23 protein-coding genes are annotated in these 24,314 nt (G+C 46.5%); 13 read left to right on the forward strand and 10 right to left on the reverse strand.

The genetic code is table 11. The features are described from left to right. Nucleotides 1-90 precede the first annotated feature (90 nt). The 5 genes from rimK to L1D21_RS13465 all read left to right on the forward strand — a co-directional run bounded on the left by rimK (nucleotide 91) and on the right by L1D21_RS13465 (nucleotide 4,976). Entirely contained in the window at nucleotides 91-996 is a 906-nt protein-coding gene (gene rimK, locus L1D21_RS13445) for a 30S ribosomal protein S6--L-glutamate ligase (RefSeq protein WP_239845780.1), read from the forward strand. Beyond that, entirely contained in the window at nucleotides 997-2,019 is a 1,023-nt protein-coding gene (locus tag L1D21_RS13450) for a succinylglutamate desuccinylase/aspartoacylase family protein (RefSeq protein WP_239845781.1), read from the forward strand. Nucleotides 2,020-2,032: 13 nt separating this feature from the next. Beyond that, nucleotides 2,033-2,470, forward strand: a complete 438-nt coding sequence (locus L1D21_RS13455; RefSeq protein WP_239845782.1) for a RimK/LysX family protein — start codon at nucleotides 2,033-2,035, stop codon at nucleotides 2,468-2,470. 66 nt (nucleotides 2,471-2,536) lie between these two features. Then, nucleotides 2,537-3,907 carry a magnesium transporter gene (locus L1D21_RS13460; protein WP_239845783.1) on the forward strand — a complete coding sequence of 457 codons (1,371 nt, stop codon included), beginning with the start codon at nucleotides 2,537-2,539 and terminating at the stop codon, nucleotides 3,905-3,907. 118 nt (nucleotides 3,908-4,025) lie between these two features. Beyond that, the gene (locus L1D21_RS13465; protein ID WP_239845784.1) at nucleotides 4,026-4,976 is read left to right on the forward strand and encodes a putative sulfate exporter family transporter; all 951 of its coding nucleotides are present in this window, start codon (nucleotides 4,026-4,028) and stop codon (nucleotides 4,974-4,976) included. Here the strand turns inward: L1D21_RS13465 and L1D21_RS13470 are convergent. The 8 genes from L1D21_RS13470 to L1D21_RS13505 form a co-directional block, all read right to left on the reverse strand. Next, nucleotides 4,950-5,111, reverse strand: a complete 162-nt coding sequence (locus L1D21_RS13470; RefSeq protein WP_239845785.1) for a hypothetical protein — start codon at nucleotides 5,109-5,111, stop codon at nucleotides 4,950-4,952. The genes L1D21_RS13465 and L1D21_RS13470 overlap by 27 nt on opposite strands. 240 nt (nucleotides 5,112-5,351) lie before the next feature. After that, a complete protein-coding gene (locus L1D21_RS13475; RefSeq protein ID WP_239845786.1) occupies nucleotides 5,352-6,527 on the reverse strand; it encodes an HD-GYP domain-containing protein in 1,176 nt (391 codons plus the stop codon). 225 nt (nucleotides 6,528-6,752) lie between these two features. Beyond that, nucleotides 6,753-6,965: a hypothetical protein gene (locus L1D21_RS13480; protein WP_239845787.1), complete on the reverse strand. Its 213-nt coding sequence runs from the start codon at nucleotides 6,963-6,965 to the stop codon at nucleotides 6,753-6,755. A gap of 25 nt (nucleotides 6,966-6,990) precedes the next feature. Next, nucleotides 6,991-7,731 (reverse strand): DNA-binding protein, encoded by a 741-nt coding sequence (locus L1D21_RS13485; RefSeq protein WP_239845843.1) that lies wholly within the window; start codon nucleotides 7,729-7,731, stop codon nucleotides 6,991-6,993. Nucleotides 7,732-7,748: 17 nt separating this feature from the next. Continuing rightward, a complete protein-coding gene (locus L1D21_RS13490) occupies nucleotides 7,749-8,288 on the reverse strand; it encodes a core component of ECF transporter (protein ID WP_239845788.1) in 540 nt (179 codons plus the stop codon). 26 nt (nucleotides 8,289-8,314) lie between these two features. Beyond that, nucleotides 8,315-8,998: an energy-coupling factor transporter transmembrane component T gene (locus L1D21_RS13495; protein ID WP_239845789.1), complete on the reverse strand. Its 684-nt coding sequence runs from the start codon at nucleotides 8,996-8,998 to the stop codon at nucleotides 8,315-8,317. Further along, nucleotides 8,988-10,394, reverse strand: a complete 1,407-nt coding sequence (locus L1D21_RS13500) for an ATP-binding cassette domain-containing protein (protein ID WP_239845790.1) — start codon at nucleotides 10,392-10,394, stop codon at nucleotides 8,988-8,990. The genes L1D21_RS13495 and L1D21_RS13500 overlap by 11 nt, the downstream gene beginning before the upstream one ends. Nucleotides 10,395-10,404: 10 nt before the next feature. Next, nucleotides 10,405-12,483 carry a TonB-dependent receptor gene (locus L1D21_RS13505; protein WP_239845791.1) on the reverse strand — a complete coding sequence of 693 codons (2,079 nt, stop codon included), beginning with the start codon at nucleotides 12,481-12,483 and terminating at the stop codon, nucleotides 10,405-10,407. A gap of 381 nt (nucleotides 12,484-12,864) precedes the next feature. Here L1D21_RS13505 and L1D21_RS13510 point away from each other — a divergent pair, with 381 nt between their 5' ends. The 3 genes from L1D21_RS13510 (at nucleotide 12,865) to L1D21_RS13520 (ending at nucleotide 15,663) form a co-directional block, all read left to right on the forward strand. Then, nucleotides 12,865-14,223 carry an isochorismate synthase gene (locus L1D21_RS13510; RefSeq protein WP_239845792.1) on the forward strand — a complete coding sequence of 453 codons (1,359 nt, stop codon included), beginning with the start codon at nucleotides 12,865-12,867 and terminating at the stop codon, nucleotides 14,221-14,223. Between the two features lie 229 nt (nucleotides 14,224-14,452). Then, on the forward strand, nucleotides 14,453-15,121 hold the full coding sequence (locus L1D21_RS13515) for a 7-cyano-7-deazaguanine/7-aminomethyl-7-deazaguanine transporter (protein WP_239845793.1): 669 nt from the start codon (nucleotides 14,453-14,455) through the stop codon (nucleotides 15,119-15,121). 80 nt (nucleotides 15,122-15,201) lie between these two features. After that, nucleotides 15,202-15,663, forward strand: coding sequence for a GNAT family N-acetyltransferase (locus tag L1D21_RS13520; protein WP_239845794.1), 462 nt, complete (start codon nucleotides 15,202-15,204; stop codon nucleotides 15,661-15,663). A 213-nt stretch (nucleotides 15,664-15,876) separates the two neighbouring features. On the opposite strand, the gene L1D21_RS13525 is transcribed toward L1D21_RS13520, so the two are convergent. Together L1D21_RS13525 and L1D21_RS13530 are read right to left on the reverse strand one after the other, a co-directional pair. Then, the gene (locus L1D21_RS13525; RefSeq protein WP_239845795.1) at nucleotides 15,877-18,009 is read right to left on the reverse strand and encodes a HAMP domain-containing sensor histidine kinase; all 2,133 of its coding nucleotides are present in this window, start codon (nucleotides 18,007-18,009) and stop codon (nucleotides 15,877-15,879) included. Between the two features lies 1 nt (nucleotide 18,010). Further along, nucleotides 18,011-19,393 carry a sigma-54 dependent transcriptional regulator gene (locus L1D21_RS13530; RefSeq protein WP_239845796.1) on the reverse strand — a complete coding sequence of 461 codons (1,383 nt, stop codon included), beginning with the start codon at nucleotides 19,391-19,393 and terminating at the stop codon, nucleotides 18,011-18,013. A 278-nt stretch (nucleotides 19,394-19,671) separates the two neighbouring features. On the opposite strand from L1D21_RS13530, the gene L1D21_RS13535 reads away from it, so the two are divergent. The 5 genes from L1D21_RS13535 to L1D21_RS13555 are packed head-to-tail and all read left to right on the forward strand — an operon-like array spanning nucleotide 19,672 to nucleotide 24,302. Then, nucleotides 19,672-20,481, forward strand: a complete 810-nt coding sequence (locus L1D21_RS13535; protein WP_239845797.1) for a substrate-binding domain-containing protein — start codon at nucleotides 19,672-19,674, stop codon at nucleotides 20,479-20,481. Continuing rightward, on the forward strand, nucleotides 20,478-21,185 hold the full coding sequence (locus L1D21_RS13540) for an ABC transporter permease (protein ID WP_239845798.1): 708 nt from the start codon (nucleotides 20,478-20,480) through the stop codon (nucleotides 21,183-21,185). Before L1D21_RS13535 ends, L1D21_RS13540 begins: the two co-directional genes overlap by 4 nt. A 3-nt stretch (nucleotides 21,186-21,188) precedes the next feature. Beyond that, nucleotides 21,189-21,908 (forward strand): ABC transporter ATP-binding protein, encoded by a 720-nt coding sequence (locus tag L1D21_RS13545; RefSeq protein WP_239845799.1) that lies wholly within the window; start codon nucleotides 21,189-21,191, stop codon nucleotides 21,906-21,908. After that, nucleotides 21,892-22,482 carry a molybdenum cofactor guanylyltransferase MobA gene (gene mobA, locus L1D21_RS13550; protein WP_239845800.1) on the forward strand — a complete coding sequence of 197 codons (591 nt, stop codon included), beginning with the start codon at nucleotides 21,892-21,894 and terminating at the stop codon, nucleotides 22,480-22,482. The genes L1D21_RS13545 and mobA overlap by 17 nt, the downstream gene beginning before the upstream one ends. A 14-nt stretch (nucleotides 22,483-22,496) precedes the next feature. Further along, entirely contained in the window at nucleotides 22,497-24,302 is a 1,806-nt protein-coding gene (locus L1D21_RS13555) for a bifunctional molybdopterin-guanine dinucleotide biosynthesis adaptor protein MobB/molybdopterin molybdotransferase MoeA (protein WP_239845801.1), read from the forward strand. The last annotated feature ends 12 nt before the right edge of the window (nucleotides 24,303-24,314 follow it).

The raw sequence follows: 24,314 nt of genomic DNA on the forward strand, positions 1-24,314 counted from the left end.
TAAGGCGGTTCTGCCTGGCCGATTAATTTTTTATTACCTACTGAAAAAGTAGTGTATTTATACCCTTAACAGAATTTAAAGGCGTTAGACATGCGTATCGCAATTTTGTCTCGTAACGAAAACCTATATTCGACCCGTCGTCTTAAAGAGGCTGGCGAGGCCCTAGGCCACACAGTTGATATTATCGACACGCTGCACTGCTATATGGATATTACCAGCAGCAACCCTACGGTGCGCTATATGGGTAAAGTATTACCTAAATATGATGCGGTGATCCCCCGTATTGGCTCATCGATCACCTTCTATGGTACCGCGGTAGTGCGTCAATTTGAGATGATGGGCACCTTCTGTGTTAACGAATCGGTGGCGATCAGTCGTTCGCGCGACAAATTACGCTCACTGCAGTTGTTATCACGTAAAGGTATTGGCTTGCCTCGCACCGGTTTTGCCAGCAAGCCCGATAAAATTCAAGATTTGATCAAGAACGTCGGCGGCGCTCCGCTGGTGATCAAGTTACTTGAAGGAACTCAAGGTATTGGCGTGGTTTTAGCCGAAACCAATAAAGCAGCAGAAAGTGTTATCGAAGCCTTTATGGGACTCAAAGCCAACATCTTGGTGCAAGAGTTTATTAAAGAAGCAGGCGGCGCCGATATTCGCTGCTTCGTGGTCGGCGGTAAAGTGGTTGCAGCAATGAAACGTCAAGCGGCGGAAGGCGAATTCCGCTCGAACCTTCATCGCGGTGGTATTGCACAGTTGGTAAAACTCACTAAAGAAGAGCGCGCCACTGCAATTAATGCCGCCAAAGCTATGGGACTTAACCTATGTGGTGTCGATATCTTACAATCGAACCACGGCCCAGTAGTAATGGAAGTTAACTCCTCTCCTGGCTTAGAAGGTATTGAGCTAGCGACAGGTAAAGATGTCGCCGCTATGGTGTTTGACTTTATTGAGAAAAACGCCAAACCTAATGCCAATAAAACTCGTGGAAAAGGCTAAATGGAAACGCCATTAAACATTGCTGGAATTGATATTTTTCCTGGTGAGCAGCGTCAGCTAGAACTGCCTGTGGCCAGTTTATATACCGATACCCAAGTCTCGATCCCTGTGCATGTTATCCGCGCTAAGAAACCCGGCCCTCGGGTATTCATTAGCGCGGCAGTGCATGGTGACGAGCTCAACGGCATCGAGATTATTCGCCGTTTGATCCAGCAGCAAATCAAGCTCACCAAAGGCACCTTGATTTTAGTGCCTATGGTAAATGTTTATGGCGTGCTGAATCAAAGCCGTTACATGCCCGACCGACGCGACCTAAACCGTTGCTTTCCCGGTTCGCCTAAAGGCTCATTAGCCGGACGGGTTGCACATACCTTTTTGCATAGTATTGTGCGCCACTGTGATTACGGTATCGATCTGCATACCGGGGCTATTCATCGCTCTAATTTGCCGCAGGTTCGCGCCAATTTAGATGACGCCGAAACCCTAACCTTAGCGCAAGCTTTTGGTGTGCCGGTGTTATTAAATGCCAATGTACGTGATGGCTCTCTCAGGGAATCAGCGGTCAACAATGGCGCGCGAGTGTTGTTATATGAGGCGGGGCAAGCGCTGCGATTCGATGAATTATCAATTCAAACCGGCGTGCGCGGCATTCTTAATGTGTTATCGACACTGACCATGATCCGCAAGCGCCGACTCAAGCGCAAAGTGGAGCCGTTTGTGGCTAACCGCAGCGATTGGACTCGCGCTGCCGCCAGTGGTTTTGTGTGTGAGTTTGCCAAGCTCGGCGCCTATGTAGAAAAAGGCGAGGTGCTCGCCGAGATCAATAGCCCCTTGGGCGAGTTGATACAACAGGTGACCTCAAACCGTGCCGGTATCGTTATTGGTAAACAAAATATTCCCTTGGTTTTGGAAGGCGACGCCATGTTCCATATCGCCTATTTTGGCAGTGCCGCCGATGAAGTGGTTGAGCATATTGAAATTATGAACGAGCAGATCATGCCCATTGCGACCCCAGTGATCTAATTAAGGTAAATAAATGAACAAAATTATCATTGGCAACCTCGAGTCTTGTAATCTACCTGACTTAGGTATCAGCGATCTTCACGTACGTATCGACACTGGCGCCAAAACCTCTTCCTTGCATGTGGATAACCTTAAGCGCATCAAGGTAAAAGGCCGCCCCTATGTGTCATTCGATTTACATCCTGATATCTACAACTTAGAACAAATCGTCCACTGTCAGGCGCCGGTATTTGATTCACGTCGAATTAAATCTTCTAATGGTGAAGTCGAGCAGCGCTGCGTGATCCAAACCACCCTACAGCTTGGTGACAATCAATGGCCTATCGAACTCACTCTGAGTAATCGTCAAGATATGACCTACTTGATGCTGCTTGGCCGTGAAGGCATGGGTAACCGTGTGTTGGTCAATCCTGCAGAAAGTTTTTTGGTTAACGATCCTACAGCAGAGTAGTTGTCAAAACCTTGCTCGCTATTGCATGATATTTAAGAATTAGTTGTTTAAATAAAGGAAAGACCTATGACAATACCCGAGCAGGAGCCACTGATCGAACAGAACCATCGCGACGATCTACTCGCTCGGGTCATTGATATTGTCAGCCATCCTGAACAACAGGAGGTCCCCTCACTCAGCTTTATTAGCGAATACAGCGACAACGACCTTGCCCATCTATTAGAGTCGATTCCGGCACAATATCGTTCGAGAGTGTGTCGCAAAATCCCCGTAGATCGCGGCTGGCCCATCATGCACCTGTTGCATTATGAAACGGCGCGCCACGTATTAGATATGCTGTCACCTGAGCAGCTACAAGGCTTGCTCAAGCGCATCAGCGAAATAGACATCCTTACCTTCGCCGAGATCTTACCTAGCGATTTTGTCGATGATTATCTCGATCAGCAAGCGCAGCTCACCACAGAGCAGATGCTACAGGCACTGAGCTATCAAGATGAAGAAGTGGGCCGTTATCTCAACAGTAATATTTTACGTTCGCGGCCAACGGCGAAAGTCAGTCGCGTGCTCGAACGACTAGCCAAACACTCCGAACGTGAATTTGTTGCCGTATATGCCGTCGACGCCCAAGGCGAATATCATGGTGCCTGTACCTTAGAGCAGCTATATCATGTGGATGGTAATACGCCACTGAGCGAGGTCCTCACCGAACTGGAAACTGTCGGCGATGAACAGGACATTACTAAGGCGGCTCAACACCTGAATCCGGTGGCTGGTTTCGCTTGGTATCCAGTGCAGAAAGAGGGCAAAATCATCGGTGCAGTAGCCGTGTCGACCTTGATGCAACGCCTTAAAGAGCGAAGCTTAGAAGTGCTGGCCTCTGAAACAGCCCAGGATGAGGAAGATCTATTCACCCCAGTCACCGTCGCTGCCAGAATGCGAGCCATTTGGCTGACAACCAACCTACTCACCGCCTTTTTAGCCTCTTGGGTGATCGGTTTATTTGGTGATGCCCTGCAACAAGTGGTCGCGCTGGCCATCTTAATGCCAGTAGTGGCTAGCATGGGTGGCATTGCCGGCAGCCAAACCTTAGCGGTAGCTTTGCGTGGTATCGCGCTAAACCACTTAAAACGCAGCAACTTAAGGCTATTACTTGATAAAGAACTTAAAATTGCCGCCTTTAACGGTATTGTGCTCGGCGCGTTGATTGGTGTGGTGGTGAGTTATTGGTTTGAGTCGATGGCGCTCGGCGGCATCATCTTCGTGGCGATTGTATTTAACAGTCTGGCTGCGGCATCGTCAGGCACAGTCATTCCTTTTGTACTAAAGCAGATGAAGATAGATCCTGCGGTGGCGGGGTCGGTTATCCTCACCACTGTGACCGATGTGGTCGGCTTTTTTATCTTCCTCGGCTTAGGCAGTTTGTTGCTTCTGCCGTAAATCGATAAAGCGGTTGACCAAATTCGAAAAAATTAATCGTCATAACTCGGTTGATGAGTTTATTCAAATCTGTGCCGAGGGTATACTGCCAAGCTAGCCAGTAACACGCGACCCTGTATTGATGAGATCTGTTGTTAAATCATTTATCGATGAGCCCTCTAAGCTCATCTTTATTGTGTGTGGTCTCATCTGTTTATTGCCGCAAATATCCTCTCCCATCGCCTTAGTATTAGGCTTTACTCTCGCAAGCCTAGGGTTAGTGCCTCACTCTTTTGACCTTAATCGGCTCACTAAAAAGTTGTTAGCCTATTCGATTGTTGGTCTTGGGTTTGGCATCCAACTCGATAGCGCATTGCAGGCCAGCGCCGATAACTTAACCCTAATATTAGGCTCGATCATATTTACGCTAATATTGGGCGGCATATTGACCAAGTTGCTACAACTGGATGTCAAACTCGGCCACATGATCTCCTCTGGAACCGCCATCTGTGGTGGTAGTGCTATTGCCGCCGTATCTCCGGCAATTAAGGCGGATAGTCAGCAGACGGCTATTGCGTTAGCCACAGTCTTTGTACTCAACTCTATCGCGCTATTTCTGTTTCCTGCCTTAGGGCATCTGCTTGAAATGAGCCAATATCATTTTGGGATCTGGAGCGCCATCGCGATTCATGATACCTCCTCGGTGGTGGGTGCGGCGGCGGCTTATGGTGATGAAGCCTTAACGGTAGCTACCACAGTAAAACTGGCCAGAGCCTTGTGGATTATTCCTCTGGCATTGATCAGCGCCATGATATTTGGTGGTAATCGCCGTGAAATTGCTATTCCCTACTTTATTTTGTTCTACTGCGTTGCGATTGCTATTGGCCATTTTCTGCCACAAGGAGATGCGGCCTATGAACTGATTTTCGCCATTGCTAAGCGAACCTTAGTGGTGTGTTTATTCTTGATTGGGGCGGGAATCACCGTCAGCAAGATGAGGCAGGCTGGAGCAAAACCTATGATATTAGGTTTGCTACTCTGGGGGGCTATTGGTGCAGGATCGCTAGTGTTTATCCTTAACTTTAGTTGAGTCGTGCAGCTCCCAAGCTAAAGCTAAAATAGAGATAAATGCGATAAGGTCGATAAACGAGCGGGCCATACCGCTAGTCAGCATCGATGCCACAACAGAGGCGCTACAGCACAAAACAATCAGCCATTTTTTCATTTCGCCTCCTTCTTCTTTGGGCAAAAAAATAGATGACTATTATTTATCTGCAGCACAAAATCGACAAATACCCGTTTTCACTATCAAATAGCGCAATCTGATAAGGCGACGATTTGTGAGCATTTTTATACCAATCGCAGTAATTATCTGATCACTAATTTACTTTGATTGGTATTATGATGCGCGCAGCCTATCCCTGCGCATTTAACACAGCAGATGATCTGCACAAAACGGGTAATGCTAATAGAAAGGTGTCGGGTCGACTTCGAGGCTACTTGGAGAAATACCGCGCTCAATATTGAGATCACTCTTGAGCAAGTCGATCATGGTCACTTCGGTATAGCGCTTATGTTTCACCGAGTAAAAACATTTCAGGATCGGGTGTAATGCATCTCGACCTTTGGCATCCCACACAATACCGATCCGCCCGTCAGACAACTGCACCAAAGAGCCCACGGGATAGATGCCAACACAGCGAATAAACTCATAAACCAGCTTTTGATCAAGATGAAATGGCGTCAGACTCAGTAAAATTTTAAACGCGGCGGCTGGACTCATGGCCTCTTTATAACAACGAGTGGCAGTTAACGCATCGAAAATATCGACAATACAACTCATGCGGCCATAAAGGGTAAGTTCATCACCTTCAAGTCCATTCGGATAGCCTTTACCATCGAGCTTCTCGTGATGCATAAGGCACACATCTCGGCTGATTTTCGACAACCCTGAAGTCTCAGCCAGGATCTGTTGAGCATACACCTGATGCAGCTTCATATGCTCAAACTCTTCCGGGGTTAACTTACCCGGCTTATGTAACACCTTGTTATCGACTTTAATCTTACCGATATCATGCAATATGCCGCCCACGGCTAATTGCTTCAATTCTTCCCGTTGCAGGTTCAGATATTTACCAAAGGTCACTAATAGGAAGGCGACATTAATCGAGTGTTCTAATAAGTAAGCATCTTTGGATCGCAGCGCCGAAATACATTTGAAGGCATCAGCATCGAGCATCACCGACTCAATCATGTTGTCGGCAAGATCTTCAAATGGTGCAACTTCAATTGCCTTGCCTTCAAAGGTTTCTGACAGGACTTTTTGCACTAAGCCTTTGGCTTCGGCCATCAGGCGTTTGGCTTTCTCTTGTCCTTGCTCTCGGGTAGGTTTCTTGGGCTTAATTGCCCGAAGTGAAGTGGATTTAATCAATCCACAATTGTCAGTCGAGCGCGCAGCGTCAACCCAAACATGATTAATGCCACTGGTCGCTAGCTTTTTTATATCATCATGGCTCTTTATCTGCCCCGGCTTGCTGATGTTTAATTTTCCCGCTTTATCTATCGCGGTAATAAACATACCTAAGCGCAGCTTTGGCACGGCCAATTTTATTATGTTGGTATCGCCCACTTTGCCATCCATATCGATAAAAAATATCGATACCTACAAGATGAAAAAATAAAGCATGAAAAACTGCCGATGGTATTCATCGACAAAAATCATACTTTCGAATGGTGATATAGTATGTCTAGAGTTCAGAGATCACCAGAAATTTTAACAAAATGGACATCTCAATTTAAAAAGTGTCAACACTCACAAAGGCAAATTGCCGACGAACTCGGCAATTTATCAATAATAAATAAGACTTTAAGTTGCTAAAGCGGTGCACTCAATGCCATCGGTTAACCAGCGGCGATAAGCACAATTGACACAAGAGCGAGTGACATCATCTACCTGCTCATCTTCATCGTCACCGACAAAATGTGGACAATTGGCCGCAATACTGCGACTCGCTCGATAATCTTCGGCGACAATCGTCAGTAACCATCTTTGTTGCTTAAGTTGAAATTGAGTCTGCATCTGGGTTCTCTAAGCTAGGTTTACCCTAATAATGTTTAAGTTGCTGCTTAATCGCATTGCGCCACACTCCCTCTTGCTGATACACCAACAAGGACACTTGATGATCGCGATAGACAGCTTTTAATTTACCCGACAACACCAGTGGGGTTTTGATGCACAATGACTCTCCCGTATCGCTAAGCACTCTGTCGACACCAGTTTGTTCAATCACTTCGGCGACGCTTAGGTTAACTTCACCATCGGCAATGCCTTTGATCTTAAACTGGCCTTTAATACGACCATCGTTGCCATGCAGTCGCAATCCTAATCCGGCCAGTGCACCGATCACTCCTTGTCCAGTGCCGCCATGCTCAGACAGATGGATCCCCAATTGCGCGGCTAATTGATAGGCATCGGCTTTGGTTTTCACTTCCTGCTTTGTCTGCAAACCAAACTCAATTAATGCCTGATGATCGACATCGGCGTATAGATCTAACAGTGCAATTCCTGGGTCGGCAGCCTTAGCGCTCTCTCTGACTAGGTGGGCCACGGCAATACTGAGGATCTCTTCTTCAACCAAGGAGGTTCTCACCTGAAAGCACATAGCGCTGTTATGAGAAGTATAAGGAATATCAGGATGAACATAGAGTTGATGCCGAGTGACAAAGCTACAACGACTTAACTGCTGATCATTCGACAATAAAACCGCGATCTCTTCGGCTATTTCACCAGTGCCTTTAGTACCTATATCATCGGTATCATCGATACACACCAGCCAAGACTTCAACCCTTGGGAGCTTTTCATTATCTTTCCTTATTATCAATCAAATCGTGGCTGCGAAGACGACCCAACACTGGCGGCACCAACAGGGCGCCTAAAATGGCAAAACCACTGCCAAATAGCACACTTTTACCGAGCTGGAATAACGCCACTTGAATACTTAAACCCACGAGTAAATCTTCAATAAATCCTTTGCTTGCCCAAGCGAAAGTCGCGACTACCGCTAAAATGATGCAGCGCCATTTCAGCGCCAAAACAGTGGGAAGCACAAATAAACACAGATCCATAGCGACCGCTGGTAAGGCAAACTTCACCAAAATAAAGGGGCCGCCTTTACCTACGCTGAGCATCATGGCAATCAATCCCGCTAACAAACCGCAGACGGTGATCGCGCCTTTTTTTCCTACAGCACCGTAGCAAATTAAGTAGAAGAAACTCATCAGAAACATCGAATGACCCGTTAACCCAAGTTTAAGCCTGAGCATACCTTTCAGCGCCACCAGCAAGGTGGCGCAAAAGCCAATGAATAACGCATCTTGTAAACTAAAGCCTTTATTTGTCATCTTATTATTCTCTATGGTCACACTCATTATTCAGGCCAATGTGTCGGCTTTTTATGTTGACCAAAGCTGCGTAATTGCGCCGCTAATGCCATCTGTTTCGACAGTTTCAATAACTGAATCAATAGCGGATACAACACACAATAAGCCAGTTCACTCCAATTTTTGGGGCGACTTAAATCCTTGGGCTGAATCTGTGCCCCCCGCATGACCTGCATCTGATAAATCTCTTTCACTTCTAAAGTTAACCGTGGCAACAAACTAAAACACGCCGCCAAAACAAACGCCCATTTATGGGGTAAACACCAACTCAGCACCTCACCAATTCGGTGAGGTGAACAAGTGATAGATAACCACCAGCCGGGAATAATCGCTAGCAAGATACGCACAACCGCAAGTACACCTTCATTAATTCGCTCACTGTCATGAAACAACATATACAGCAGTAGCGTAATCGTCAGTTGAGTACTAAATAGGACAATCAGTCCTTTTAATTTGCCTCCGAGAAAATAACCTTGGATCAGCAAAATAAAATTAATCAGCGCCAATATTGGCAGCTGCGAATTTGGTAGAAAAAAGGCACAACTAGAAAGGCTTAAACAAAAAACAATGCACAAGGCACACAAAGAGGGACTATTCACCCAAAATCGGCAGGAATCCACGCTAGCACTGGCATTGAGATCGGCATATTGCTTACGCTGTTTAGCCCACACAAGCATATCCCATCGCTCTTGTTGATAATGCTTGCTTAGCAACTTGATGCTGGGCAAATTCATTAGGGCTATAGGTATGCAAACGTTTATCGCTAATGTGCCAAACTTTATCGATAGGCAGATGGGCTATCGGTCTATGGCTGGCGATCACTATGGCACAGCCCTGCTCGCTAAGCTTCAGCAATAACTTAGCCACCAGTAAAAAGCTGCTGTCATCTAAGCCCGCAAAAGGATCGTCAAGCAGTAACACCTTGGGCTGCAAACACGCCAATGAAGCCAAAGCCACCAGATGCTGTTGACCATAAGATAAGGTATGTGGCGATAATGACATGAGATGCATAAGCTCTAAATCCGCCAATAACTCGGCCGCACGCTCAAGGGGTAGACCATAGCGTTTGAGACTAAATTGCATCTCATCTATCACACGAGTTTCAAATAACTGCCGACTCGGTCTCTGATGTAACAGTGCCAGCTCGGCGCCGTAAATACCTAACTTGGGCTTTTTGCCCAGCAATTTAATATTGCAACTGTCCACATCGGCTTGAATGCCTGATAAGCACTTGAGCAAGGTGCTCTTGCCGGTTCCATTCTCACCAGTCAGAGCGACTATCTCTCCCGAATTGAGGCTGATTTGTTCACTTTCCAGCAAGCAGGTGTTATCGCTAAAACGTACCGCAAAACCTGGACTCACAAGCACTTGTTCTGCAATTTGTGAAGGGCTATGTAATGCTCTAATATCAAGCACTTGATTCACTGGCTGCTGGTTAATATAGGGGATCAATTGACCCGCTTGCAGTTGCCATCTATGGGTTGAACAGGTCAAAAATGCCGACTTTTGATGCTCAACGATCACGATCGCCATAGCTTGAGATTGCAGTTTTTGGATCAGTTGCGAGAGTTCTTGTACACCTTGATCATCAAGTTGTGCCCAAGGCTCGTCGAGTAACAAAATATCGGGTTTAAGTACTAATTGGGCGGCAATCATCAATCGATATCGCTGACCTAATGACAGGTGTTGAACGGGTGTATCTAGACTGATATATAAGCCAACCTGGCGTAATGCCTTAGTCACTTCGGCGCGCATCAAGTCAGCAGCAACACCTAGATTTTCTAAGGCGAAAGCCACTTCGGCACCAATATTTTGCCTTAACAGCTGCACATTAGGATCTTGCATCACCACCCCAAGCGTGAGTCCTTCGCTGCTACAGCGCTCACCACTAAATGGCTGTTCTAAAATCCCTAGCATCAGCTTTAACAGGCTCGATTTACCCGAGCCCGTTGGGCCATAAATCAACTGGCAGTCGCCTCGATTAATCGTCAGCTGCAGCTCATCGAACAGCGGAGTTGCCGCCATTCGATAATTGAAACTGATATCCTTTAAGGCTAATAACTGCATAGTGATTTAGTTATAACTGCCAGGTAATACCCATAAACACTTGTCTACCCGCTTGTGGCAGACTCTCGCTCTGATAGTAGTTTTCATCAAGCAAGTTAGTGGCTCGTACATAAACCGCTAGGTTGTCACCTAAAATCGGCTGACTGACATTGATATCAACCAAGGTGTAATCATCCAACTCTTGCTCGACTAACATATTTTGGCCGCTCACTTTCTGGGTTTGCTGATAAACCTGTCCCATGATGTGCTCAACATTCAGATTAATACGTGTCTGGAAGCTGAACTCATAATCGGCTTGGAAACGCAATTGATGACGAGGACGGTATTCGAGGGTATCGAGCCCAGGAGCTGCATCTTCATCTTCGGTATCGAGGAAGCTATAAGCAAAGGTCAGCTTAAGGTCGTCGATGCTACGATTTTGCAAGGCAACATCCACCCCTTTAAACTTATAACGCCCCATGTTTTGGTAATAGCCAAGGCTATCTTTAGCGATATAGTTTTCGGCATCAGTGTAATAACCGGCAATATTCAAATCTGTGTTAGCACCTATGCCTTGATCTAAACTCAGTTCAACATGTTTAGAGGTTTCCGCTTGTAAATCTTCATTACCCGAAGACAAGGAATACAGGTTTCGCATCGAGGGGAAACGTACCTTACGTGCCACACCTAAATTGACTCGTGTCTGCTCTAATGCCTGCCAATAAGTCGCGGCTTGAGCCGAATAATCAGACTCATCATCGACTACGCGATCTTGCTGATGTAACGCTGCGCCCAAGGTGTAACCGACAGTGTCATACTCATGTTGATACTCGGCCGCGACCGTGTACAACCAAGAAGCATCATCGAACTCTTCACCGCTGCCACCGCCAGTACCGCTACCCGATCCTGAGCCACCACCCGAGCCAGAACCGCCACCTGAACCTGAGCCACCGCCCGAGCCAGAACCACCGCCTGAACCTGAGCCACTGCCTGAACCAGAACTCGCAGTCACATCTTTATTGATTGACTCCCAGCTTTGACGCTCGGCAATCACCGAGCCAGTGAGTAATTGACCTTCGCTAAAATCGGCAATCAACTGAAAATTACCACCTCGAACAATCGAGCGACCCTCTTGGCTCTGCTCTAAAGTATCGAACTGTTCATCAACATAACGGTTATCTAACACATCATCTTGGTTTTCATAGATAAAACCACGCAGTGTGAGTAAATCATTGAACTGATGCGCCATGCCTAACTGAATCGTGTGAGAGTCATAATCATCAACACGATCATATTTAGCCTTGGTGCTCATCACACCATCAACCGCAGGCTTACCCCATTCACCTTCACGATAGCTCAGATTCGCCATTAATTGTGTGCGGTCGGATAACCAATATCCGCCTTGGGCGAATACGGAAGTCACTTCCTTATCAGAGTTCAAGCGCGTGTCACCGTATTGTAGGCTAGTATCAACTTGATCATCTGATACCGCCCACCCATCGGTTTGTTGACGAGAAACAGAGATTAATCCCTGCCACTTATCACCTGAACCCGCGGCAGTGATATCACCATTGAAGGTATCATTTTCAGCCCCTTCTAAACGGCCTGAGAGCATCGGTGCGTTATCACCATTTTTGGTGCGAATATTGATAACACCACCGGCGCCGCCTGGACCATATAAAACAGACGAAGGACCGACAGAGACGGTCACAGATGCAATTTGGCTAGCAGGAATAACACTGGGATCGAATTGACCATCTTCGGCGCCATTGGCTGGCACACCATTGATCAGATAGATAACATGACGAGATTTAAAACCACGAATATCAACTCGAGGCGTACCTTGTCCACCCACACGAACAAATACGCCTGGCACATTCTTCAAAACTTGATCTAAGGTTTGTGCTCCGAGCGCCGCGATTTCATCTTCGCTGATACTCCAAGTGGTTGTCGTTTGCTGGATTGTTGTCGGCTTCTGACCTGTCACGACTATCACTTCAGATACGTCTAAAATCGGCGATCTTTCCACATCATCAGCGAAAGCCCCTGTGCTGGTACCTACCGCCAATGCCACTAAAGATAATTTGATTACTTTCTGATCTATCTTCATTTTTTCTACTTATTAATGACCGGATACACGTCATTGTTCAGCGATAACGATCACACGACAAGTAAAGGAAAAACAAAAAATGACTTAGATCGACTAATTTAGCGTTCGTCAGAATAAGTGGACTGGCAAGGTGGACAATTTGTCCATCAATGACAAAGTGTCGGACAAAATAACTCAATTTTAGGCAGAATTGAAAAGTGGTGATAAAGCAGAATTGTTGGCCAAGCTCACACCTTATTAGGCTGTAACTTGACACATTTTTGCTGGCACATTAGTTTGTGCTAAAGATTCTTAATACCAATATGAATAAGTCTCAGTGTTGAGAGCTATAAGCTTACTCGCCATCAAAACACGAAATTGTCGATAACGTTGGAGTTTTATTTGAGCGTTCCCTCGCTGCATCAGGCTATACAAACCTTAATCAGCAAGCTTAAAAAACTGGACATCCACCAGCATGGAGAGCCGATCATACAGCTATCCGAGCCTGTATGCCCCTTGCCGTCTATCGCTTGGTTAGCCAGTCAACCCAGTTATCCAAGAGTCTATTGGAGTGGCCGTGATACCCAAGAGGAAGTGGCAGCCATCGGCTCATGTAAACATTTTATTTTCGAAGATGCCGTCGACGATAATCAGCTGAGTGCCATTTATCAGCAGCAACGTAGCTTATCCACTAACCAAGAGATCCGTTACTACGGCGGTGTCGCCTTCGATCGACATACAGATTGTTGGCCTGAATATGGCCGAGCTCACTTCATTCTACCGCGAATAGAACTCCGCAGAAGTGGTAATGAATACAAGCTGTTGGTTAATTTAAATATTGAGATGAGTGAGATTGAGCATGAACGCCAACTGGCTGTCGATGCCCTAGAACAACTGGCACCACCGGCGCCATTATCTCCGCCGAATAAAATTAATCTGTTAAGCCGAAGCGATCGCCCCGACCATCATCGCTGGCGTGAGTTGATTGAGCAGATCACTCAAGAGAAATTTATTAAGCAAACCCCAAAAGTGGTGTTGTCACGCTTAACTCAATTAGAGATCAACGAAAAAGTCGATCCTTGGATGCTGCTGGCCAGCTGGCAAGGACGTAATCACAACAGCTTTCAATTTGGCTTCCAGTTTAATGCCGATAGTGCCTTTATCTCCTGCACACCAGAACGACTCTACCGTCGCTGTCAGCGAGAAGTGTTTACCGAGGCCTTGGCTGGAACAACGACTCGCGGTTTAAATGAGCATGAAGATGCTCTATTAGCGCAGCAACTGTTGGACGATAGTAAAAATAGCCATGAAAACCAGCTTGTTAGACAACACATTGTCGATGCACTGACGCCTTTAAGTAACTATGTCGGTGCCGATGAGTTAGCTAAAATTTTCAAGCTTAGTCATATTCAACATCTACACCGCTCTATTCGCGCCGAACTCAAACCCGGTGTGAGCGATTTTCAAATCCTGCAAGCGTTACATCCCACTCCGGCAGTAGGGGGCTTACCTAAAGAGGCCGCCATCAACTTTATTCGCCAACGTGAAGGTTATACCCGAGGTTGGTACGCTGGCGCCTGTGGCTATTTTAATAAATATGAAAGTGAATTCGCCGTTGCCATTCGTAGTGCCTTGATTGAACCAGGTAGAATAAACTTGTTTGCAGGCGCGGGCATTGTCTCTGGCTCTGAAGCCGATGCCGAGTGGAATGAGTTGGAAAACAAGCTTACCACCATCATGTCGATCCTGACCGAAGTCTAGGCCTTACCCGAGCTTTGACCGTTTATTTATCGATTAATACAAAAATTGGCCGAATATACCTTGCTCATTTCAACTAATTCTCTATAATCTGCCGCCCAAATTAATTATCGCTATCGGACATAAAGCATCGCCAAACGGCTAAGCTTACTAATACTAAAAACGGCTCGATAGTCACGATTCACTTTAGCGGGTTCCCTCACCCCGCATTAACCACCAAAAAGGCCACAAGATGTTAATGTTATCTCAAGCGCAAATACAGCGCGCACTATGGCTATTAGTCAGCTTTCATATTCTGATTATTTCAGCCAGTAATTATTTAGTTCAGCTTCCTTTTCAACTGTTTGGTTTTCATACCACTTGGGGCGCATTTAGCTTTCCATTTGTCTATTTGGCAACCGACCTCACTGTTAGAGTATTTGGCCAGCAAAACGCACGTAAAATCATCCTCAAAGCCATGTTACCCGCACTGGTGATCTCTTACTTAATTGGCGTACTGTTCCATCAAGGCGGTTTTCAAGGCGCTCAATCACTGGCCGAATTTAACAACTTTGTATTTCGTATCGCCTTTGCCAGCTTTGCCGCTTATCTGGTCGGCCAACTCATGGATATTAAAGTATTCGCCAAACTCAGAAGTGCCAGAGCCTGGTGGATTGCCCCAGCGGCCTCGACGGTAATTGGTAATCTTGTCGATACCTTAGTGTTTTTCAGTGTCGCCTTTTACGCTTCGACCGATCCCTTTATGGCAAGCCACTGGCCAGAAATAGCCACTGTTGACTACGGGTTCAAGCTACTGGTGAGTTTGTGCCTATTCCTACCAGCCTACGGCGTTTTACTGCGCGTATTGCAAGATAGACTACTGCGAGTCAGTTCAACAAATCGCGACAACACACTGGCCTGACCAGTTGTTTTAGACTATCATCGCGGCACTTTTAATTAGCCAAGTGCCGCCTTGATGGCGTCGTTATTTGGAGAAATCAGATGTACACCATAGCTATCGAACGCCACACTCAACTCGACAATAGCCTGTTACAAACCATCATTGAACTCGCTAAGCAAATTCCTGAGTTCGAAAACCGTTACCAAGTAGAAGATATCCAACAGCGCCTACAAGATAGGCCCATGCTGCTGCAATTTATCCGTGTTGAGGGTGAGTTAGTGGGATTTAAGGTTGGCTACAGCGAACAGCAAGGTCAATTTTATAGCTGGTTAGGCGCAGTCTTACCTGAGTTTAGACAGCTGGGATTAGCCACCCAACTCCTTGCCGATCAGGAAGCTTGGGCCAAAGCCAATGGCTTTAATCAAATGCAAGTTAAGACCTATAACCGCTTCGCCGCCATGCTACAGATGTTGATTCAGCAGGGATATAAGATTGCAGGATTACAAAAAGAGGGTGAAACAATTAATGATAACAAGTTGTTTTTAAACAAAGTTTTAAATTAACTAGTAAATATTTACATATTTATCGATTAATAACTTGCCAACGCGAATGATAATGATTACTATTTAGATGCGTTCCAAAGCTCAGTTCATTAAGCACTTCATCTCTGCTTAATTCCTTGAGTTCGCAAGCACAACATTGCTCACACACTCTTTGTGGCCGGAATAGAAATATTCCGGCTTTTTTTTCGTTTTTTATTAATTAGTTATTGGCTATTAAGACTTCTTATCTATCCCGCTGGAAAAATGCAGGCCTTCATAAGGGGGGTTAAACTGATCATCTTTGGCCTTGTGATACAGACCCACAGTAAACAAGGTGCCTTTACCCACGGTCGAGCTGACTTCTATTGTGCCGCCAATTCGTTTGATAATGCCGTAACTCAGCGAAAGTCCGAGGCCAGTACCATCTTTACGAGTGGTATAGAAGGGATCGAAAATACGCCCAAGTTGCTCTTCCGGTATCCCCTTACCTTCATCTTCTACCTCAATTTTAACGCCAATGGGCTCACCTCTTTGTAGCCAATCATAGGTGCGGATCCAAATTTGTCCCTTACCATCCATCGCATGTGCCGCATTGACCACCAAATTGATCAACACTTGCAGTAATTGAGGTCGATTAACTTCGATGGGGTAACTAGCATTGAGTTGCTTATTAAGGATCACTTCTTGTTTCTGTACCGAATGGCGCACTAACAGCAGCATCTCTTCGATAATCGGAGTCAGTTGATGCATCTCCAACGGGGCATTAAATTCACCGGGCCGGCTGTATTGCAACAAGCTGCGAATAATGGTGCTAATGCGGCCAACCTGCTGAATAACAATATCGATCTCCTCTTCGACATCTTCTGCCTTGTCACCCAGCTCGAATTTCAGCAGCTCCATATTGCCCAGAATCACTGCGGTAGGATTATTGATTTCGTGGGCTATACCCGCAGTGAGCTCACCCAATGCGGTTAACTTTTCATTGGTCACCAACTGCTGACGTGTTTCATTCAGCAAGGCCACATTACGCTGCAGTTCATCGGTTTTTTCTTGCAGACTGCGAGTACGCTCTTCCACTTTGACTTCAAGCTGCTCAGCCGCAGCCTGGATCTGAGTATTGCGTCTCTGCAACAGATCCAACATACGGTCGAATTGTTCCGCCAGATTGGATAACTCATTGTCTTGCTCTAGCCCCAGCGAACCGATACGCAGATTACGCCCCGACTGTACTGCTTTGACCACATGATGGATCCGTTCAATCGGTTGCAGCAGACTATAAGCGCCACGGTAAACCAACAAACCAGAAACCAGTAAGACCAGCATCAGAATCGTGCCGAGCTCGATAATATTTAGCAGATAATTGTGAATAAAAGGCGACTCTGAGAAGCCGGTATAAATCATACCGATCCGCTCACCACGGATATCTTTTAGCGGCGCATAAGCCGAGATAAACCAATCGTTATACACAAACGCTCTGTCAACCCATAGCAAACCTTGGATCAACACCTTTTGTCTGACCTCTTCCGACACCAAGCTACCTAAGGCACGCCCTTGAGCTTCAGTGCCTTGAGGAAATTGGTTCAAGGGAACATTGGTACTAATGCGAGTGTTATCGAGGAAGATGGTTACCGCGCCAATCGAGCGTTCAGGCAGAGTACCTTTGTCATAAACCAGATCACGAATATGATCGACAATCCGCATGTCGCGATTCAATAAAATACCGCCATCAAGATACCAGCCTAAACTGCCATCGGCACCGTAGATAGGCAACAGGCTACGGCTTAACATGCCACGCTTCTCTACCTCTTTGGCAGGCTTTTGCGATCTTGGCGTGTCCACCAGTTTGATAATCGCTTTGCTTTCTAATTCAGCAGAGAGTCTGCTCAGACGTTGTGGTTGTAACACCATTAATCCTGAGACTGCGCCTTTATTTTCGATTTTAGGCAACATCACTCGCAAATCAGGGTCGGCCGCGGCATCGGCAATGCTGATCAATCGTAAAAAGTCTAGATTTAGCTTGGCTTTTTTCTGTTCCAGTAAGTTTTCAATCTGCTTTCGGCTGGTCTCAGTATCACTATCAATATTGCGAAACTGATTTTGAAACTCCCAAGAACCCATGACTAATTCAAGCTGGTTTTCCTGCCTTTCTTGCACCGCAATCAAGGTATTGCTCGCCACAGTAAGGTCAGCTTTTACTTTCATAAACAGCTGCTTACCTGTGTAGCTAATGTTCCAATAAATGGTGATAAACACTAAACTGACTAGAGTCAGTAAGATAGGCAACAGAGTAAGGATCAGAATGCGATAACGCACCTTCGCCTGTAACTGCTGCCAACTTAGCCCAAATAGTCCAGAGAACAGTGACAACTTAGTCGTCCTCGCTATGTTGAACGTCAAACCACTCTTTATATTTACGATCTAAGGTTTTCCGTGACACCCCTAAATCTCTCGCTGCTGCCGATTTATTGCCCTGATGCAGATCAACCACCGCAGTAACATGATGTTTCTCAACTTCTTTTAGAGGCCAATCTAAGGGGTAGCCCGACTCGGTCATTGCATCGGCTTTAGGCTGCTGCTTCCAATATTCGGCAGGGGGTTTACCCAACAAGATACAGCGCTCAATCATATTTCGCAGTTCACGAATATTGCCCGGCCACTCGTGTTGCTGCAGCTTAAGCATGTCTTCATGGCTCCACACCACTTCCTTCACTCCCAACTCAGAAGCCAACTGGCGGGTAAAGTGATGAGTTAACTCTACGACATCTTCGGGGCGCTCCCTTAACGGTGGAATGACAATATCCAACACATTGAGGCGATAGAAGAGGTCGCGCCTGAAATTACCCGCCTCCACTTCATCGGCAAGCTTACGGTTAGTTGCCGCTAACACACGCACATCGATGTTAGTCTCTTTCTCACTGCCCACAGGACGAATCGTGCGCTGCTCTAACACTCGCAGTAGTGCGGTTTGCATCTTCAGCGGCATCTCACCAATTTCATCGAGGAAAATGGTGCCGCCAGAGGCAAAACTGAATAAACCTTCACGATTACTCTTAGCGCCAGTAAATGACCCCGCCGCATGACCAAACAGTTCACTCTCCAATAATTCAGGAGCAATAGCGCCACAGTTAACAGGAACAAATGGCCCCTGACGGCCACTTAATAAATGTAGCTGGCGCGCCACCAACTCTTTACCAGTGCCAGACTCACCTTCGATTAAAATCACCGCATTGGTTGGAGCCACGCGCTCGATAACCTGCTTAACTTCTGTCATCGCATCACTGCTGCCAATAATCGTCGAAGAGTGGCCAATGGACATCTCGCGGCGCAGCATTAAGTTTTCTCGCTTCAGCAGACGTCGTTCGATACAACGATCTACCGCCTTCATCATCTGCTCGAGATGGAATGGCTTCATAATAAAGTCAGAGGCACCGGCTCTTAATGCCTTAATCGCCACATCCATATCGGCATAGCCAGTCATAAAGATAATATCGGAGCGCCGCTCTTGATCATTAAGCGCCTCATCCCATTCGATCCCCGAGCGTCCCGGCAGGCGAATATCGACGATCAACAAGTCGAAGTGACAACGGCTGCGCAATTGTTCCGCGTCTTCGACGCTGCCAGCGGTTTCGACTAAGGCAAACTTTTTCGACAGGGCTTTCTTCAAAAAACTGCGCATGCCTGGTTCGTCATCGACGATCAATACCGATACGGCAGAAGGAAGCGGCTTCATCTCTTTATTCGATTGGCTCATATTGTCTCGTTTGGACATTTTGACTCATATTGGTTTGATTCTAGCATCAAAGCTCAGCAAATTGGTCATGCTGAACCATAGGAATCAGAGTCTGGGACATTATGTCTGGGCTAATTTTACCTAGCTTGGGATCTAGTTCACATTTTGATATCAAGCTGTGATGCTTTTAGGTGGAATTGTCTATTGGCACTGTTTTTGCTGTTTTTAAGCTGCAATTAATAATCCAGCCGACGTGAATATGGCAAATCGCGTTATCTTAATCATGCCAAGGAGCAACAATGTTAAACCTTAAAACCATTTTTAGCGTAGCGTTAATCGCTGGCGCAATAAGTCTTTCAGCACAAGCGCAGGAAGTGATCAAACTTGCGACGACCACCAGCACTGAAAACTCGGGCCTACTCAAGCACCTGTTACCTAAGTTTGAAGCCGAAAGTGGCTACAGCGTTCAAGTAATCGCTACCGGTACAGGTAAGGCGCTAAAACTTGCACGCCAAGGTGACGTTGATGTAGTGATGACTCACGCTCCAGCCGCCGAAGCTAAGTTTGTTGCAGAAGGTTATGGCACGACTCCTCGCGGTATTATGGAGAACGATTTTGTGATCTTGGGCCCTAAAAATGACCCAGCTAAGATCCGTAGTAGTAAGACAGCAGAAGAAGCCTTTGCTAAAATAGCCAGCTCAGGCTCAGGGTTTGTTTCTCGTGGTGACAACTCTGGCACCAACATGAAAGAATTGATTATTTGGAAAGCGGCGAAAACAGAACCAAGCTTCAGTGGTTACCGTTCCGTAGGTCAAGGTATGGGTAAAACACTGTTAATGGCAAACGAACTGCAAGCCTATACCCTATCTGATCGTGGTACTTTTGTAGCCTATAAAGCCAAGTTAGATTTAGCAGTAGATTATGATGGCGGCGCAGCATTAGCTAATCCATACCAAATCATGCTAATCAACCCAGAAAAATATCCTGATCTTAACCACAAAGGTGCTAAAGCATTGAGTGATTGGTTAATCAGTGATGAAGCACAAAACATGATTAACAGCTACACCGTTCAAGGTGAGCAACTATTTAAGGCAACTTATAAAGAATGAGTGAAGGCTGGTTAGCCCTGATACAGCAGGCATTGCGCCTGCTGTTTTCTTTAGACCCTGATGTATGGTCTATCGTAAGCGTTTCTTTTTTTGTGTCATTTGCAGCATTGGCTATCACTTTGCTGCCATCGCTGATCCTGGGTTTCATGCTGGCATTTGCCCGCTTTCCCGGCCGTTGGTTTGTCACTAACTTAGTACAAACTTTGCAATCTATTCCCACCGTTGTCATCGGCTTATTAGGTTACCTGCTACTTACTCGCATGGGCCCGCTAGGCGATCTTAAATGGTTATTTACTCAAAAAGGCATGATACTGGGTCAGATGATGATCTGTGCCCCCGTCTTAGTCGCCATGAGCCAAGCCGCATTTACGAGCGTCGACAAACGCGCCTGGGAAACCTCGCGTACTCTCGGAGCCTCTTGGTTAAGATCGATTTGGGTTGTCTGCCGTGAACTGAAGGTGCCACTTTTGATGGCGATTGTGGCGGCATTTAGTCGAATTGTTACCGAAGTCGGTTGCTCTATGATGATTGGTGGTAACATAGCCGATGTTACCCGTAATATTCCGACCGCTATTGCATTGGAAACCAGCAAAGGCGATTTTGCCCAAGCGATTGCCTTGGGTCTTGTATTACTCATCCTCTCATTAATACTTAACTTTACCTTGGGTACGTTAAGAGGCAAAGCCGAGCCGAGGAGCCACTAGCATATGGTCAAAGTGACGGCCAACCAGATAGAGATGCGTTTCGGCGATCGCTTGTTGTATCGCTTCGATAAACTGTGCCTATCGCAGCAGCAAACGATCCATCTTCAAGGCGATAATGGCTCAGGCAAAACCACCTTGATGAAGCTGTTTGCCGGTCTGCAGCAACCTAGCCTAGGCAATATTAAGGCCGAAGGCTTTGGCGCTGATAACTGGTGGCGACGAAATCCGCTACTAGGTAAAGCCGTTTATTTACACCAACATCCTTATCTATTTGATGGTTCAGTGGCCTACAACCTAGGTTATGTGCAGCCATTTTGTCAGCTCTCTAATCAAGAGATCCACCAGCGTACACAAATCGCCATTGAGATGGCACAGCTGGGTTCGTTAATGTCACAGCAAAGTGCCGACCTTTCTGGTGGTGAACGCCAGCGCTTAGCCATTGCCAGAGCCTGGATAATGCAACCTAAGCTACTGATGCTGGACGAACCCACTTCCAATATGGATAAATACTCGCAACAACTGGTGCTAAATATGATCAGTAATTTAAAAGATCAAGGAACGGGAATGCTGATCAGTAGCCACCAAAGCTGCTCGCTCACCAGCCTGTGTGATCAGGTTTGGCTGATTCACGCCCAAGGTATCGATCATTTTGACTCAGCCACAGAGTCTCTCTCCGTCGTGGGTCAAACTCAACAGGAATTAAATTATGTCTCAGCAAGTTGATGCGGTGATCCTCGCCGGAGGAATGGCAAGGCGCATGGGTGGTAACGATAAAGGTTTAGTCGAGCTTAATGGCAAACCTATGATCCAACACGCCATTGACAGGATACAACCTCAAGTTAAGGAGATCCTGATCAACGCAAATCGTAATCAAAACCATTATGCTGAGCTTGGCTTTAAAGTATTAAGCGATGAAGATTCGGGTTATCTCGGGCCACTGGCTGGCATGATCACCGCAATGGGTCATACCCTAGCTGATTATCTGTTAGTCGTACCTTGTGACTGCCCCTTGCTACCACTGGACTTGGTCACTCGAATGCTAGAGGCAATCAAGCAAAATAATGCCGAAATGGCAGTCGCAAGTGATGGTCAACGCGAACAACCCGTGGTGTTATTGATGAAGCCAGAATTACGTGCATCGATGAAGGCCTTTTTAGATGCTGGCGAGCGAAAAATCGACTTTTGGTATGCCAAACATCATTGTGTGGTATGTGAATTTTCTGACCAGCCAAATGCCTTCGTCAACGTTAATACCCCAGAACAAAAACAACAGCTATCTGAGGCAATTGCCCACTAAATTTAGAGGTGTACATGAGCATACCGTTTAACAATCCACTGTCGATCCCGGTTCTCGGATTTTGTGCCTATAGCGGCACAGGCAAAACAACTTTACTCAAAAAGTTGATCCCCGAACTCAATCGCCGTGGCTTACGTTTAGCCGTCATTAAACATGCTCACCACGATTTCGACGTCGATATTCCCGGTAAAGACAGCTACGAAATGCGCAAAGCGGGTGCCAGACAGATGCTGGTTGCCTCTCATGTTCGCTGGGCGCTTATGACTGAAGACTTGGTCAAAGAGGCCCCGTCTCTGCCTCATCTGCTACAACAAATTGAGCAAGATAAAGTCGATATCGTGCTAGTCGAAGGCTTCAAAAAGCTGGAGCTTCCCAAAATCGAACTGCACCGTGCTTCCCATGGCAAACCTTTTATCCATACTCATGATGCCAATATTCAGGCCATCGCCTGCTGTGATGACACTGTGTTACCAACAGAATTAACCCGTCTGGACATTAATAATGTCGGCCAAATTGCCGATTTTGTTATCGATTATGCTAAGCAGTGGCAACCCACCACGACTCAATTACCATTGCAAGCGGCGCCAGAATGCGGTTGCGAACTCGATAGCAATAAGACCTTATCGGTCAAGCAAGGGATAGATAATATTCTTAGCTATGTAAAGCCAGTGACAGATATTGAGCAACATGCTATCGATGACTGCAACAACCGAGTTCTGGCTCAAGATGCCATTTCACCTGTGGATGTGCCGCAGCACACCAATTCGGCTATGGACGGTTATGCGTTCAAATTTAGCCAGCCGATGCAGACAGAATATAAGATTGTTGCCGATGTCATGGCTGGCCACAGTTATCCAGCGACACTACTCGATGGCGAAGCTGTACGTATTATGACTGGCGCACCGGTACCCATTGGTGCCGATACTGTGCAGATGAAAGAACTCGTACAAGAGCTTGAAGATAAAGTCAGCTTTTCAGGTGACATCAGCTTAGGCCAACATGTTCGCCAAGCTGGTGAAGATATTGCAAAAGATCAGACCGCACTTGCCGCAGGGCATCGTCTGCAAGCGGCCCATCAGGGCATGCTTGCCTCTTTAGGTTTTGGCCAACTGCCTGTCTACCGTAAACCGAGAGTCGCAGTATTCTCAACCGGCGATGAAGTCTGCCAGCCGGGCGAACCTTTAAAACCTAACTGCATTTATGACTCCAACCGTTTCACCATTAAATCTATGGTGAAACAACTAGGCTGTGAAGTTATCGATTTAGGCATTATCCACGACTCAGAAGCGGCGCTTATCGATGCCTTAACGGGTGCAGCCGAACAAGCGGATGTAGTGATTAGCTCTGGCGGCGTATCTGTTGGCGATGCCGACTTCATCAAGCTGGCCTTGGCAAAAGTGGGCCAAATTAATTTCTGGCGCATCAATATGCGCCCGGGACGTCCGCTGGCCTTCGGCCAAATTGGCGATAGCCTGTTCTTCGGCTTACCCGGCAACCCCGTGGCAGTAATGGTGTCATTTATGCAATTTGTTCAACCTGCGCTGCGTAAGCTAGCGGGTGAAAATGAATGGGCGCCTAACTTAATACCTGCGGTTGCCGACTGCACATTACGCAGCCGCATCGGACGAACCGAATTTAGCCGTGGCGTTTATCACTTAGGCAGTGACGGCAAATTGCATGTCACCAGCACTGGAGCTCAGGGCTCTGGCATGCTCAGCTCTATGGTAAAAGGTAATTGCCTAATCATTATCGGCGAGCAAGATGAGCAACTACAACCGGGCGATACCGTTTATATCCAGCCCTTTGCCGATCTATTGTAATCATGATGCAGT

Source organism: Shewanella sp. Isolate11 (assembly GCF_022398315.1).
In the GTDB taxonomy this organism is placed as follows: Bacteria; Pseudomonadota; Gammaproteobacteria; order Enterobacterales; family Shewanellaceae; genus Shewanella.